Here is a 15,981-nt window from a genome sequence, read left to right on the forward strand (position 1 = left end):
TTATGCCTTGGCTATCACTAATTTAAGTTTAAAAATCAGGATTAATTCTTCTTTCTCCTGGTTTGATAATTCCCTTAAGTGAGGCACGAAAAAAGAAAAGGCTTTAGGCCTGCCATTATGGGCTTCTTTGGAGGTACTTATGAAAGCGCCAGTACCGATAGCCGAAAGGAGTTTCAGCGGATGCTTGAGTTTATCAAAAAGAATAAGGAAAAAGTAACCCATATGCCGCCGGGGTTACTAGTAATTCTTGTCTTATATCAGGTAGGAGAACAAAGGTGAAAAAGTCATGTAGTACCAGAAAAGGGTCTTCTATTTCTTCTTCACTGAGTTTGTGAGTTGCATACTCTATCTTACCAAAATCTTTAAGTGGCATGAGAACGATTAATTTGATTTTGATTTCTTGTTAATATTAATTGCTGGCAATGCAATAGCAGGTTTCCCTACATGAACATAATTACGGGAAGCAGTCTCAATAGTACTATGTCCCATTAAATAAGCCACATCAGTTAACGGCATTCCTTGCTGAATGGCTCTTGTACCGAAACTGCGTCTTGCAGCATATAAATCTCTGTCATCAAAACCCAGTTCTTTCAACACTGGCTTAATAACTCTCCGTTGCAACATCTTGTCATCTATACATAGTCCAGTAGGTGAGGGAAAAACAAATTCATCAGAGGTTTTATCATTTAGTTGGTATTCTAGCAAAGAAAACAGTTCATCTGTCAATGGTAAGTACCTGACATTCTCCATTTTTGTGCCTTTCTGTATTCTGGCTGCATGATTAGTACCTTTTATAGTACGTGCAAAGGCTTCTGATATTTCAACCGTTTTACTGTCAAAATCAACATGCCTTACCCTAAGCCCAATGGCTTCCGCATTTCTAACACCAGTATAAAAGATGAATGATAAGCATGGATAATAGTAGGAATGCTTAACTGCTGAAGAGGGTTGACAGTAGGTGTTGTTTTTAATGGCTTCCAGAAAGGTCAGAATTTCTGTTTCTTCCAATGGAATACGCCTGGGGTTCTTTTTCCTTTTCTTTTCCCGTTTCCTACAAACATCCTGCAAAGGATTCAGCTCAATGACTTTTCTACTGACAAGCCATGCAAAGAAAGTATTGAGGTAGCCTAATCTTCTGTTATAGGTAGTAACAGCCCAATTTTCACCGTTTAACTTCTGAGCTACTTGGTCAATTGGAATATTCACCCATTTTTCAAGCAATCTCCTGGTATACAGGTAATCTATTGAGTTTTCAATATCAACATTCCTGATATTGGCACACCAGTCATTAAAATTCGTAACCAGTTCATGTAGGAGAGTAGGAGATTGAGTTTTCGCAGTAGTAACAGGCACTTCCACCTGTTTAAATGCCTTTGGTTTGACTATTATTTCAGGCTTGTACTTTTCCAGTGAAGGATCAAAACAGCCCCTAATAACGTCTAGCTTGATTTCTGTAGCCTTTACAGTACCATGATGCAAATTTTCAGGTAAGTAAGCATGTGGTAGATTCAAAGAATATCTTTCTCCTGCATGCCGCCACCTTAATCTGATCCTTCCCTGAAAGTTGGAAATGCTGATTTCTCCCTTTGAGGATTTTAGTTTCTGACCCATTTCTGACCCAAAATGTGTTTTGAAGGGTCAAATGAGGGTAGATTCTTCGAGGAGTACAGAATGCTATATACTAAATGAAAAAAGCCCCGAAACTCTTATCTGTAAATAATTCAAGTCTTTATCTTTCGTCGGGTGGAACTAATTTATTAAAGTTTTTCTCGAAGTCTTTAATTATTTCTTCGACTGTTTTATTTGTCCAGGCAAGAATTTCTTTTTGAAGGTTTTCAAAGTCATGTAACGGAGACTTATTCTCATATTGTCGGTCCTTGTCCTCATGAATTTTTGCCTTGAGCATTGAAAGCTGCGCGATACGATATCTTTCTACAGCCTTATTTATTTTTTCATCAGGAAGTTTTTTGTTTAAAGCATGCCAAAGCTCACTTTGTCTTTGAGAGAGCTGTTCTTTTTTCTTTATTGGTTCTTTTCTTGGTGGGAAAGTTGGCATGGAAAAACTTCAATTGACCTTATAAGTAGGGAAAGATACATAAAAAAAGCCCGCCATCGCTTAAAGCTTTGGCGGGCGAAGTCGGGTGGACAAGATTCGAACTTGCGACCCCTAGCACCCCATGCTAGTGCGCTACCGGGCTGCGCCACCACCCGAACTCGACATCTTAACTTTCAAAACCCTCTTTTACAAGGGATTTTACTACCAGTTATTCTGCCTTTGGGGGTGCAAATGTAGCTTAAAAAATTGATTTCCTGAAAAATATGACAAAAAATGTAAAATATTTATTGCGCCGCCACCGCCTCAATCTCCAGCTTCCATCTTTTGTCCAGTAAGGGGCAACAAATAACCGTCCGGGCCGGCGAATGGCTTCCCAGGTATTTCATTAACATTTTTACATTGGCTTCATCATACGATGGATCTGCCAGGTAAAAACGCAAGGAAACAAGATGCGCATAACTCATACCTGCGGCATTAAGTATGACACCCATATGCTGCCAGATCAGCTCAGCCTGCTCTTCAAATCCCTCCGGCATATCAATGCCATTCGACAAATACCCATTCAATCCGCTTATAAACAATAAGCTGGCGCTACCGTTCACCTGTACAGCATGACTGTAATTGCGATAAGGCGGAAAAAGGTTTTCCGGATTGTGTAGTTGCATTTTCATGTACTAAATATACTGTAAACTTAACCTTCAACGCGCCGTTTCCATTTTGCATTAACTCCATTTACCTATAACTTTAACCTCCGTCCCGCCAATACAGCTCCCAATTATTACTGAAAAAATAAATTTATTGCTATGAGCACAAGATTCCAAATGGGTAAAGTACAACCCGAAGCTTATAAAGCCATGAACGCATTGGATACTTATATCAGAACTACCTCCGTTGACCCCATTCACCGGGAAATGATCAAGATAAGAGCTTCGCAGATCAACGGCTGTGCCTATTGTATCAATCAACACACCCACGATGCACGCAAACTGGGCGAAACGGAACAACGGATTTATTTAATGAGCGCCTGGCATGAAGCGCCTAATGTCTTCACCGAAGAGGAGCAGTTGATCCTGGCCATCACTGAGGAGATCACGCTCATCAGCGAACAGGGACTTAGTGATGAACTGTACGATCAGGCCATTGAAGTATTTGGCGAAGAAAAAACCGCCCAGATCATTATGATCGCCATTACCATCAATGCCTGGAACCGCATTGGGGTAGGACTGAACATGCACCCCGCACTGTAATTAAAATCACACTGCAGATATGTTGCTGAAATGGCATATGTTGTAGTGAAAATGCCTCCAGAAGGCAAATACTTTTTTCCCCAATATTTCGTTAACATCAAAGCTTTACGGAGAAACTCGTAGTTCCCTGTAAAGCTTTGTATTTTTTTAAGTATTCAGCAGTTATTTTTGCACCGGCTTTGCTTGACCGTAATTAGAACCCCAAACCAATTCGTCCATGAAAAGCAAGACGCGTAAAAGGCTCATTCGCTTTATATTGATCCCGATCATTGTGCTGTTGCTGTTGGTAGGTACCGCATTTATTATGCTTACCACCCAACAAACCAGGTTGGTAAAAATGGCACTGAAAGAACTGAATAAAAAACTACCTGGTACTATCTCCGTTGAAAAAAGTGAGATTTCCTTCCTTGATAATTTCCCTTATATCTCCATTCGCCTTTCACAGGTACGCTTTTATGCCACCAAACGCACTACCGACAAACCCCTGTTTGCGGCTGAACGGGTATTTGCCGGCTTTAGCCTGTCTGATATCCTGAATCAGAATTATAAAGTGAAGGTTATAGGCACAAAGAACGGCCATCTCGATCTGGTTGAAGAAAAGAACGGCCAGTTGAATATTATAGAAGCCAGCCGCATGGCTCCCGATACTACCGCAAAAACCGACACGACGGAATCGCCGCTGAAACTCGACATCAAAAAGATCGTACTTAAGGGTATGACGCTTTCTTTCATCGACAAACAAAACGATCAAACAATCGTTTCGAAGATTGAAAAGATAACCTCGTCGATCCAAAACGACAGTCTGAAGATAAATGCCGGCCTCCATGGTAAATTTGTTCTCGATTATACCAGTCCCGCTTACCCGACATTATTTCGCAATAAACACGTGGAAACAGATTTTGTGATCACGTATGGAAAAGTCAACGAATTGCTTAGCATTGATACCGGAAAGCTAAAACTGGAAGATGCCGTGTTTAACATAGCAGGCACATATAGTCTGCAGAAAAACAACAATGCCATCGACCTCAAATTTGCCGGCGACAAACCAGATCTGCAACAGCTGTTTGCCTTTATTCCTGAATCTGCCGCTAAAGAGATTAAACGATTCAAATATGATGGCCATGTGAACTTTGATGGAACGGTTAAAGGCAGTCTGGCCAACGGACAAATGCCTCGTATAGACCTGAATTTCGGCTGCGCCGAAGCCTGGCTGCACAACTCCGAAACCAATAAAAAACTCGATTCCCTGGCCTTTAAAGGCTATTACACCAATGGGGATGCCCGAAACCTCAAAACATCGGAACTGCGTTTGCTGGGCATGCATGCCAAACCCGGCAGCGGCGTTTTTGACGGGAACTTCATCATGCGCGATTTTGAGAATCCCAAGATCCTCATGCAATTAAATTCCAATCTGGAACTGGAATTTATTGGCGCCTTCCTCGGAATAAAAGACCTGCAGCGCATAACGGGACAGATCAGTTTAAAAATGAATTTTAAAGAACTGATGGACATGAGCGCCCCCGAACAATCGATGGGCAAACTCACTGAAGGCATTCAAAGCGAGCTCGCCGTTCGCAACCTTACCTTCCGCATACCGAATTATCCATATAATGTAGAACACCTGAATCTGCATGCCAACATGAAAAGCGGCTTTGTAACGCTGGATTCACTGGTATGCAACATCGGGCATTCCGATTTTTATGTCGCAGGCTCGCTCAGTGATCTGCCCGCCATCTTCCATGCCCAAAGCAAACCCGTACAGGCAACCCTGCGGGCGCATAGCCGGCAAATGATCCTACGTGAGCTTTTTAACATCGATACCGCCAAAAACCGTAAAGGAAAGGAAGAGATCTACGGGTTCAACATTGGCGTATCGCTGGAAACTTCCGTGCACGAATTGTTACATCCCAACCCTTTACCTAAAGGGCTAGTGAAGATAGAACACCTCAATGCCGACTTTAAAAGATTCCCGCATGAGTTCAAGGAGTTTGGTGCCGAACTCACCATTGCCGATACCATGTTGCGGTTAAAGAATTTTGCCGGTCATATTGATAGCTCCGATATCCAGTTCAGCGGTCGCGTAAATAACTATGCGCTCTGGTTCGATAAAGTAAAAAAGGGCAGGACCGAAATAGCCTTTGACCTGAAATCTCAACGGCTGGCACTGCGGGACCTGCTGAGCCGCAAAACCAAAAAGATGGTACCTACAGACTGGCACGACGAAGTGGCCACCAATCTGTGGTTGCGTTCCAAAAGCCAGCTGCGGTATGACTCCGTGTTCAAATTTGCCAATATAAAGATCGCCAATATCTCGGGCCAGTTAACAAAACATGCCATTCAACTGGATAGCATCAAAGGCAATGTAAAGTTCAACACCGATAACTTTATCAAGATCGACACCCTTACCGGAAAGATCGGCCGCAGCGATTTTGATCTCAACATGCGCTTATACACCGGTAACGACAGCGCCAGGAAGATGAAGGAGAATTACCTTAGATTCAACTCCCGCTTCCTCGATATTGACCAGCTGACCAATTACAAGTTTACTGCCATGGAAGAAACACCAGCTGCCATACCCGACACAGCAGCTGTGGCTACCACCAACACCACACAAACCCATACTGTATCCAATTCAAAACACGCGAAAGCATTCAATATCTTTGAAGTACCGTTTATTAATTTCAATGCATCAATAAACATTGGCAAAGTGAAGTATCGCCGGTTGTGGATCAAGAACATCGAAACCAACTTGCGCATGCTGGAAACACACCACCTGTACCTGGACACCCTGCACATGGAAATGGCCGGTGGCAAAATAGATGCCCGCGCGCATTTCAATGGCAGCACTCCTGAAAAGATCTATTTAAGGACCCGCATTAAAGTAAATGATGTAGACCTGGAGAAAATGCTGTTGAAGCTCGATTACCTGGGCCAGGACTATGTGATCAATAAAAACCTGAAAGGACATATGACCGGTCAAATAAGAGGCTACATGCGCGTACATCCTGATCTTACGCCCATGCTTGACCAGTCGCAGGCAGAACTAAATATAAACATCTACAATGGAGAGCTCGTGAATTTTGCGCCTATGTCGGCCATGGCGGCTTATTTCAAGGATAAGAACATGACCAGGATCCGGTTCGATACCCTGCGCAATGTGCTTACATTTAAAGACAATACCCTGAACATCCCAACCATGAATATCAACTCTTCATTGGGCTTTCTGGAGTTCTCCGGCACCCAGTCGCTCGATATGAAGATGGCCTATTTTGTACGTATTCCGCTGAAAATGGTCACCTCGGTAGGTTTCAATATGCTGTTCCATAAGAAAAAGGAAGAAATAGACCCCGACCAGGTTGACGCAATTGAATACCGCGACAAAGACAAACGGGTCCGCTTTATGAACCTGACCATCACCGGCACCCCCGATAACTATAAAGTAGGTTTGGGTAAACCGAAAAAAGCATAAAGAATAAAATGACCTGTAAGGTTCGCCTTTGAGTCCTGAACAAATAGGACGATGTTGCGAACCTGACAGGCCAAACACTTTGAAACAGACCTGACAAGTACAAAACATCTCACTGCATATGCAAGCTCAGATGATGCACTTTACAGGTCTTTTCTTTAATTCTTCAGCGTATTCAACAATAATTCCTTTAACTCAGGCGCAGAAGGCCGAGGCGAATCTACCGTTACTATTTTTCCTTCCTTATCAAAAACCAGAAAACGGGGAATACCATGAATATCGTAATACCTGGTAAACTCACTCCAGCCTTTGGCGTATAATTGAATACCACGCAGTTGTTCTTTGGCAACAAAATTCTTCCATTTCTCTTTGTCCTTTTCTTCATCAACAGAAATAGAAACAAAGGCAATGTCCTTATCCCGTAGTTCTTCTTCCAGTTTTTTCAAATGGGGAAGCTCCGCTTTACAGGGACCACACCAGGTAGCCCACACATCAACCAGCACCACTTTACCTTTCAAACTGGCTAAGGTAACAACGTTCCCACTTGAATCGGGGTATGAAAAATTGAATGCTTTATCTCCTTTTCTATAAGTGCTTAAACGCTTCAAATTCCGCGCGTACCTGGCCTGCATAGTATCAGTTACCAGGTATTTTTTTACAGGTTCAATTTCCTGGTTAAACTTTTCAAGCGACCTGTAACCCGGCAATTGATTTTCTACAAAAATCCCTTTAATGGTATCATTGCCAAAAAAATCCAGCATCTCTGATATCGTAGGCCTTTCTTTGGAGTCAGGATTTTTAACCTTACCATACTTATAGATGGAATATAACATGATCAGATCTACCCCATTACCTGAATTTAAAACAGCGGTATTGGTGAATTTATTAGGCTGTACTATGGTATTGTAATAGGGGATCATTTCGTCTTTGCCAGGAAATTTCGAGTTGGGAGTAAGCATGAATTTCAAAGCAGCATGTTCTATATCAAAGTCGACAGCATTTTTCAACAGATCATTGAATGCAGCATTAGGGGTCTTGATCTTTTTCTTAAAAGCATCGGCCTTTGGCAGAAAGGCTGTAAGGATAGGAAAGAAGCTGGCATAGGTAGCGGTATCTTTCCGGGGAAAAATGCTCATCCGGGTAACCGGTTCCGCAAAATCATTCCACTCTTTTAAAAGTTTATTCTCCGGCGTTGGTTGTACAAATGCATAATTGCCGCTATCATTAATGGCAATTTGAAATTTATCGCCTGCTTTTAAATAAAGGCGGATAAAACTTCTGCGGCCCTGGTTGCTTAAATAATAAAAGCCATCACGGATGTTGGGCAAAGCAAATGCAAATTGGTACTGGCCATTGATCCGGGCAGTTGCCATCTCCAGCTTTTCCCCGTTCTGTACATCGAACAATACCATCGATTTCGTTTTATCACTATTTACAGTACCCTGCACAAGGGTGAGTTTGCCCTGTGCAGTTACCGATAAGGCGGTAAAACAATATAAAACACTAAACAATACCCTGATTCTCATTTAATAGTTATTTTAAAAATGGGGTGATGAATACAGATAAATTATCTTGCGGTTGTAGGTACAAACGATGTAATTGAAAAATTTACCCCATCCCAAAAGGCTATTGTTCAACAAATAATTTATGCAGACTGTAATTTTATTTTGATATTGAGACACTTTTTCCCGTTTCATGCACAGCAACCAAAACGAACATATAGAGGAACATAAGCTATGGGACTCCTTTTTAAAAGGAGATGATAAAAGCCTGGAGATCATTTACCGGCGCTTCTTTGATGAGCTCTACAACTATGGTATTAAATGGCTTAACGACATTTCACTAACAGAAGACTCCATCCAGGACCTGTTTGTAAAATTGCTGCGCACCCGAAAAAACCTCTCCGCCACCACTTCTATTAAATACTACCTTTTCAGGGCTTTCCGGTCAATTGTTTTAGACAAATTAAAAGCGAAAAGCAAAACCGATCATCTGGACGAAGCCGGAAAATCCTTATTTGTATTTGAACTGTCGCCCGAAAAGAATATGATCATGCAGGAAGAGAACACCTCCCTGCAACTGCGGCTCACAGCGGCGCTGGATGCATTAACGCCCCGGCAACGGGAAGCTATTTTCTTACGCTATATAGAAGGCTTCTCCTACGAACAGGTAGCGGCCATGATGGACCTTACCACCAAAGGCACCTATAAATTAATGGCCCGGGCCATCGATGCGCTGAAGGAGCAATTAAAGGGAACCGCATGGCAGATTTTTATGCCGGCAGGACTACTAATTCCCCTTTTAAAAAATATTTTAAAAATGATGGGGTAAAAAATAAAACGCCCTCGTTTTATTCATATACCTATTACCATTACCACCTATCCGAACGTTCATTATATGCCAGACCAATACGCGAAATACGATCAATACATGGTGTCCGACTTTATGTTGGATGAAGACTTCCTGTTGTGGATCAAACAACCGGATGCAGCAAAAGATGCATTCTGGAATGGTCTGGTGCTGGCATATCCCCATCAGGGAGAAAACATGTCAGCCGCCCGTACACTGGCAAAAGCCATTACAGCACAAAAAGTAAAAGCAAGCGAAGCCACTAAAGACAGGATCTGGAATGCAGTCACCCACTCAAACAGCAAGGTGGTTACCATGAGACGCGCCTTCAGGTGGGTAGCCGCCGCAGCGGTTGTACTCATTGCAGGCAGCCTGATCTTTTTTCAATACCTGCGCACCAATGAATCTTTGATAAAAACAGCGTATGGCCAAAAACGCACCATCTCCCTTCCTGATGGAAGTCAGGTAGTGCTCAATGCCAATACGCAAATCAAATACAAACCCCGTCCGGGAAAGAATGCCCCACGCGAAGTCTGGATCACTGGCGAAGCCTGGTTCAATGTGGTGCATATAAATAAGAAGGGAACACCCGTACAACCAGCCGAGCGTTTCATTGTGCATTTGCCCAATATGAATGTCGAAGTGCTGGGAACTACCTTCACCGTTAATACCCGGCGTAACCAGGAACAGGTAGTATTGCAAACCGGTAGGGTAAAAGTGGAATTACCCTCCAACCCATCGGCAATCTACCTGCAACCAGGCGAAAGGGTTAGTTACAATAAAAACAGTAAAGTACTTTTAAAAGCTATAACCAATCCAGCTGATTGCTCCTTATGGAAAGAGAACAGGTTGAAGTTTGATAACACACCGTTGCGGGAAGTAATACAACTTATAGAAGATGATTATGGTTACAAAGTAGAAGTTACCGACAGCACTATTTTAGACCGAACCCTCGGTGGCAACCTTTCCTCAGAAAATGAACAGATCTTATTCAAAGCACTGGAAAACATGTTGGATGTAAACATTACAGTCAACAATAAAACGGTTACGATCAGTAAGTAATAACCAAACTTTAAACTGAAACAGTACGAATGAACAAACTGCTATTGCATAGCAAGGTGATGGCTATTGCCATTACTGCAGCGCTATGCGTTTCAACATGGGAAAATGACGCCTATAGTGCCGATGCACGCTATTCTCACTATTGGCATCAGGCCACTTCCGTAAAGTCGATCCTCGATGCTATTGCAGCTCATTACAAGATCAACTTCGTATATGAAGACCGGCTGGTAAAAGGACGATCCTCAGCATATACTTTTGTTCCCGGCCAGGCTCCTATACAACAGGTTTTGCTGGAGCTATTGACGCCGCTGGGACTAAAAGCCTCCCGGCTCGACGACAAGAACTTCACCATTACCGTGGTAAAACGTGCCACCCACCATGCAACCACACTTAATGACACGACCAACAATACAGGCGCGAATACGGTGACGCTTGCAGACACCACCATAAAACCCGTTATAACCGATCAACCATACACAGACACCACTGGTACCGAAAAAATAATCCGGGGCCGGGTATTGTCTGCTAATGGCGAAGGACCGGTTGTTGGTGCTTCCATTCTGGTACCCAATATGAAACTGGGTACTACCAGCGATGTAGAAGGGTATTTTACGTTGCGCATTCCCGCCGCTACCCGTAGCATTACAGTAGCTCACGTAAGTTATTTGCCACAGTACATGGCCCCCGATAACAAATCGCTGATGACGATCAGGTTAAAGCCTAAAAAGGAGCAACTGGAAGAAGTTATTGTAAGTACAGGTTTGTATAAAAGGCCAAAAGAAAATTTTACCGGTGCTGCCGCCACCGTTTCTGGTGATGACCTGCGCAAAGTGAACAGCGTAAATGTGCTGGATGCACTGAAAGTATTCGATCCTTCCATTCGCATTCCCGATAACGTTCAATTCGGAAGCGACCCCAATAGATTACCTATGATAACCATGCGGGGAACCAATAATTTCCCCCAGCAAACCACAGGCGCTACGGCGTCTGTTTCGGGAGCCGATTACATGGCCAATTACTCCAAGAACCCCAACCAGCCACTCTTCATTCTCGATGGTTTTGAGGTAAGTCTGCAAAAGATCTATGACCTCGACATCAACCGTATTGCCAGTTTTACCATTTTAAAAGATGCAGCCGCCACTTCCATGTATGGTTCCAAAGCAGCCAATGGAGTAATTGTAGTTGAAACGCGTCAGCCGCTGCCCGGCAAATTGCGATTGAACTACAGTGGCATGATGCAGGTAGCAGCCCCCGATCTGACTGTATATGATCTTACCAATGCCGCCGAAAAACTGGAAGTAGAACGCCTGGCCGGCGTATATAATGAATTCGCTTCCGGTGTACGGCCCGATGCCGATGCCGTTTTGCGTGCCCGCTACGCAAGCAGGTTAACTGCTGTACAACAGGGCGTGAATACGTACTGGTTGAACAAACCGGTGAGGACCGGAATAGGAACACGGCACTCGGTATACCTGGAAGGCGGCGACGCCATCATCCGCTATGGATTAGAGATGTCTTATAGTAACAACAGCGGGGTAATGAAAAACAGCAACCGGGATAATTATAGTGGCGCCATGAACTTCAGTTACCGGCACAAAGGCCTGTTGTTTAAAAATATTTTATCCGTCGCCTTTAACAAATCACGCAACTCCAACTACGGTTCATTTTCCGATTACATCAAACAGAACCAGTATTGGAATCCCTATGATTCAAACGGCAATGTGGTACGGGTGCTCGAAACGGTACTGGATCCGATTAATGCTGCTACCGTTTCTAAATCTTATTTAAATCCGTTATACAATGCCTCCCTGAATACGGTTGACAGGTCCGACTATTCCAACGTGATCAACCAAACCAATATTGAATGGCTACTGGGTAGAGGAGTGCGATTGACCGGCAAGTTGCAACTTACCAAACAACAAGACGGCAGCGACTATTTTTTACCCGCACAGCATACCAGCTTCGATACCGTAACCAGCATAACCCGTAAAGGAATTTATACTAAAGGCGAGGGCAACTTCTTTTCTTATGATGGGACTGTACAACTGGATTATAGCAAAAAGCTGGGCCGTCATCTGATCCTGAATTCAACCGGCAGCAGCATTTCCCAAACTACCAGCGACTTCACGACGGTTACGGCAACCGGGTTTCCCAATGACCGCCTCGACCAGATCAACTTCGGTAATAACTACCAGGAGAACAGCAAGCCTAAGTATACCAATAGTACCACCCGGCTTATTTCAGCCTATACCAACTTTAACTATAGCTATGACAGCCGTTATGCTGCCGACTTCAGCATCAGGTCCGACGGTTCATCACAATTCGGTACGCAGAAACGCTTTGGCACCTTCTGGAGTGCCGGCGTAAGCTGGAACCTGCACAAGGAAAAAATACTGGCCCACCAATCATACATCAATCTCTTCCGTGTGCGCAGCAGCATCGGCACCACAGGCGACAGCCGGTTTCAATCGTTCATGGGCATAACTACCTATGAATATTATACCGATCAAAACTATCGCGGACAGGCAGGCTCCATAATAAAAGGCTATGGCAATGAAAACCTGCAATGGCAAAATACCCTGAAAAAAAATATAGGCATTGATCTTGGTTTATTCAGGGAGCGCGTACTCATCAACTTCGACATGTACCGGGAAAATACCGACCAGCTCATCCTGGATATCAACACGCCGTTATCAGTAGGGTTTAGCAGTTATAAAGAAAATGTGGGTGAACTGGAAAACAGGGGTTATGAATTTAAACTAAACGTTTTTGTTATAAAGAACGAAAACAAACAATTCTACTGGAACATCTTTGGAAATGGTTTACATAACCGCGATTATATTAAATCAATTTCCAATTCGCTGAAGAAGCTGAACGAGTTAAATGACAAGAACTCTGACAAACCTTCTGACGAAAATTATAACAAACAAACAAAAACACAATTCCGTTTCCAGGAAGGCGAAAGTGTGAACGCCATTTGGGCTGTGCCATCATTGGGCATAGACCCCAGCACCGGACGTGAAGTATATCTGGCAAAAGACGGTACCCAAACGTATGTATGGGATGCCACCAACAAAAAACCGGCGGGGAATACCGTGCCTAAGATGCGCGGCAGCTTTGGCTCCAATATTACCTGGAAAGGCATTTCATTAGGCGTGTATTTCACCTATGAGTTCGGGGCCGACATGTATAACCAGACGCTTGTCGAAAGGGTAGAGGTGGCCGATTTTACGTACAACGTTGACCGCAGAGTATTGCTCGACCGCTGGAAAAAGCCTGGTGATGTTACTTTTTTTAAAGGACTGATAAATGAATACGGGAACCCTGTAACCACTAAAACCAATGTTACTTCCCGTTTTGTTCAAAAAAACAATTATGTAAATGCCGAAAGCATTTCCCTTTCCTACCAGTTACCCGAAAAACTGAATAAAAAATTAAAGCTGAGCAATACAAGATTCACTTTTATTGCCAATGACCTCAAACGCTGGTCTTCCATACAGGTGGAAAGAGGGTTGGATTATCCATTTGCCCGCAATCTTACATTGAATATCAGCACATCATTTTGATCACTTTAAACTATTTGGAATAATGAAATCAAAATATCTCACCAGCCTGTTATTGGCCACCTGCCTGGTTGCCGGCACCGGTTGCAAAAAATGGCTGGATGTACAACCCAAATCAGAAATACGGGAACGGGAGTTGTTTACCTCAGAATCGGGTTTTAAAGATGCTCTGATAGGCACTTATCAGTTGCTGGCTACTAAACCGGCTTATGGCGAAAACCTTACCATGGGTTTTGTAGATGGGTTGGCCCAACGATATGCATCTACTTCCACCTCTCAGACCTTTTACTTTGCCGCCCGGTACGATTATACAAATACAAAGACCTATATCCGCGATATCTGGAGCACCTTATACAAGGCAATTGCCAATGTAGATAATCTGCTGGCGCAAATTGACGATAAGAAAAACATTTTCCTGGGCAACAATTTCAATTTAGTGAAAGGCGAAGCGCTGGCCCTGCGCGCCCTTCTGCACTTCGATCTGCTTCGTTTGTTTGGCGCCGCACCTGTAATAGATGGCGGCAACCGGAAATCAATTCCCTATGTAACCACTTTTGGTCTGGAAACATATCCTTTATTAACAACAAATGAGGTAATTGCCAATTGTCTCACCGACCTGGATGCAGCTGCTGAGCTGTTACGTGTCGACAAAACCATCCGCGTTCAGTATAATGACGATCCTTTTTTGTCATACACCCGCAACCACATGAATTATTGGGCGGTTAAAGGCTTGCAGGCAAGGATCAACCTGTACAAAGGCGACAAACCAGCCGCTGCCGCCGCAGCCCTGGAAGTAATAGCAAATGCCGCTACTAATTTTCCTTTCGTAGTACCGGCTAATGCGTCCGCCGCCACAAACCGCGACCGCACCTACACCTCTGAATTATTATTCTCGCTGTATGCCTATAAGATCTCCGATTATGTAGATGAGTATTTCAAAACAGTCGTAATCAACGGAACACCCGCTTTGTATACCACAAGCTCCAATATTGCCAGTTTATATGAAACAGCCAGCGGCAGCAGCTCCGATATGCGCTATAACTATTTATTCACTCAGTATACGGCAGGATTTTCCTCCATCAAATACTGGCAGGATGATATTGCCAAAAACAACTCCAATTACGATTATTTAAGAGGAAATATTCCCATCATCCGCTTATCGGAAATGTATTATATCGCAGCCGAATGCGCGGCTACAACGGCAGAGGGAGTTGCCTACCTCAATACGATACGCGATAAACGGGGATTGTTTCAATTCACAACCAACATCAGCGCAGCCACGCTGGAAACCGAAATACTCAAGGAATACAAAAAAGAAATGTATGCCGAAGGACAATTGTTTTACTATTTCAAAAGGAAGAATACAACCCGCGTAGATGGCAGTTCCATCATCATGACGGATGCAACCTGGATCTTACCTCTGCCCGATGATGAAAAGGAGTTCGCAAACCGGTTTTAATTAATTGCAATAATGAATACCATGGCAAAAAAAATAAAATATTTATACATACTGTTGCTGTTTGGTGTAGCGATCACCGCCTGTAAAAAAAGCAATCCCACCAGCTATACGCAGGCCGACAGGATCTATTTCTATAAAGACAATTACAATCCAGACAAGGATAGCATCGTATATTCTTTTGCTATTAAATCCAATGCACTGGTACAGGATACGGTAAAAATCCCCTTGCGCATCATGGGCGTGGCTGCCGGTTTCGACAGAACCGTGACCATACAGGTAGTAGCCGATAGCTCCACAGCCCTTCCCCAGCAATATGACTTGCTGCCAACCATCGTTAAAGCAGGCGACTATACCACCAATGTACAGCTCCTGGTAAACAGAGCGCCGGCATTAAAAACAGCCGATGTACGGCTTCTGCTTGAAATAGGGACCTCCGACGATTTTTTACCCGGCGTGTACAACTCGGCAACCAGCACTACAAGCGGGGGCGGATCAGTACGCTTTCCGGTACGGATCAACGATATTCTCACCAAACCATCTAATTGGGACGGTTTCTGTGCTACTTACTTTGGCGCGTATAGCCAGGTAAAGTATAAACTGGTGATCGATGTTACTGGTCGCACAGAATTCCTGACCACGGGCGACGACCCGGTTTCTATTCCTCAAATGAACTTTTTTAAAAAGAAATGCCGGAATTACCTGACCGATCTGAATACAGCAAACGGCATCAATCTTAAAGATGAGAATGGCAACGAGATAACTTTCCCTAACTGATTAAA

At 43.6% G+C, this 15,981-nt stretch carries 12 protein-coding genes and 1 tRNA gene; 7 read left to right on the forward strand and 6 right to left on the reverse strand.

Annotated elements, in window-relative coordinates; genetic code table 11:
• The 5 genes from J7I42_RS15005 to J7I42_RS15025 form a co-directional block, all read right to left on the reverse strand.
• Positions 1-222: a hypothetical protein gene (locus J7I42_RS15005; RefSeq protein ID WP_209139642.1), complete on the reverse strand. Its 222-nt coding sequence runs from the start codon at positions 220-222 to the stop codon at positions 1-3.
• 159 nt (positions 223-381) lie between these two features.
• The gene (locus tag J7I42_RS15010) at positions 382-1,611 is read right to left on the reverse strand and encodes a site-specific integrase (protein ID WP_209139643.1); all 1,230 of its coding nucleotides are present in this window, start codon (positions 1,609-1,611) and stop codon (positions 382-384) included.
• A gap of 118 nt (positions 1,612-1,729) precedes the next feature.
• Positions 1,730-2,056: a hypothetical protein gene (locus J7I42_RS15015; protein WP_209139644.1), complete on the reverse strand. Its 327-nt coding sequence runs from the start codon at positions 2,054-2,056 to the stop codon at positions 1,730-1,732.
• A gap of 81 nt (positions 2,057-2,137) precedes the next feature.
• Positions 2,138-2,211: transfer RNA gene (locus J7I42_RS15020), tRNA-Pro, on the reverse strand.
• 129 nt (positions 2,212-2,340) lie between these two features.
• Positions 2,341-2,727 carry a RidA family protein gene (locus J7I42_RS15025; protein ID WP_209139645.1) on the reverse strand — a complete coding sequence of 129 codons (387 nt, stop codon included), beginning with the start codon at positions 2,725-2,727 and terminating at the stop codon, positions 2,341-2,343.
• A gap of 132 nt (positions 2,728-2,859) precedes the next feature.
• Here J7I42_RS15025 and J7I42_RS15030 point away from each other — a divergent pair, with 132 nt between their 5' ends.
• Both J7I42_RS15030 and J7I42_RS15035 read left to right on the forward strand, forming a co-directional pair.
• Positions 2,860-3,303: a carboxymuconolactone decarboxylase family protein gene (locus J7I42_RS15030; RefSeq protein ID WP_209139646.1), complete on the forward strand. Its 444-nt coding sequence runs from the start codon at positions 2,860-2,862 to the stop codon at positions 3,301-3,303.
• A gap of 217 nt (positions 3,304-3,520) precedes the next feature.
• Positions 3,521-6,772: an AsmA-like C-terminal region-containing protein gene (locus J7I42_RS15035; protein WP_209139647.1), complete on the forward strand. Its 3,252-nt coding sequence runs from the start codon at positions 3,521-3,523 to the stop codon at positions 6,770-6,772.
• Between the two features lie 155 nt (positions 6,773-6,927).
• Here the strand turns inward: J7I42_RS15035 and J7I42_RS15040 are convergent, their stop codons facing one another.
• Positions 6,928-8,295 (reverse strand): TlpA family protein disulfide reductase, encoded by a 1,368-nt coding sequence (locus tag J7I42_RS15040; protein WP_209139648.1) that lies wholly within the window; start codon positions 8,293-8,295, stop codon positions 6,928-6,930.
• 169 nt (positions 8,296-8,464) lie between these two features.
• Here J7I42_RS15040 and J7I42_RS15045 point away from each other — a divergent pair, with 169 nt between their 5' ends.
• The 5 genes from J7I42_RS15045 to J7I42_RS15065 all read left to right on the forward strand — a co-directional run bounded on the left by J7I42_RS15045 (position 8,465) and on the right by J7I42_RS15065 (position 15,976).
• Positions 8,465-9,100, forward strand: a complete 636-nt coding sequence (locus tag J7I42_RS15045) for an RNA polymerase sigma factor (RefSeq protein WP_209139649.1) — start codon at positions 8,465-8,467, stop codon at positions 9,098-9,100.
• 66 nt (positions 9,101-9,166) lie between these two features.
• Positions 9,167-10,180: a FecR family protein gene (locus tag J7I42_RS15050; protein ID WP_209139650.1), complete on the forward strand. Its 1,014-nt coding sequence runs from the start codon at positions 9,167-9,169 to the stop codon at positions 10,178-10,180.
• 29 nt (positions 10,181-10,209) lie between these two features.
• Positions 10,210-13,746, forward strand: coding sequence for a SusC/RagA family TonB-linked outer membrane protein (locus tag J7I42_RS15055; RefSeq protein ID WP_209139651.1), 3,537 nt, complete (start codon positions 10,210-10,212; stop codon positions 13,744-13,746).
• Between the two features lie 22 nt (positions 13,747-13,768).
• A complete protein-coding gene (locus J7I42_RS15060; RefSeq protein ID WP_209139652.1) occupies positions 13,769-15,202 on the forward strand; it encodes a RagB/SusD family nutrient uptake outer membrane protein in 1,434 nt (477 codons plus the stop codon).
• A gap of 21 nt (positions 15,203-15,223) precedes the next feature.
• Positions 15,224-15,976: a DUF4843 domain-containing protein gene (locus J7I42_RS15065; RefSeq protein WP_209139653.1), complete on the forward strand. Its 753-nt coding sequence runs from the start codon at positions 15,224-15,226 to the stop codon at positions 15,974-15,976.
• The last annotated feature ends 5 nt before the right edge of the window (positions 15,977-15,981 follow it).

The sequence above is a fragment of the Niastella soli genome (assembly GCF_017742245.1).
GTDB classification, from domain to species: domain Bacteria; phylum Bacteroidota; class Bacteroidia; order Chitinophagales; family Chitinophagaceae; genus Niastella; species Niastella soli.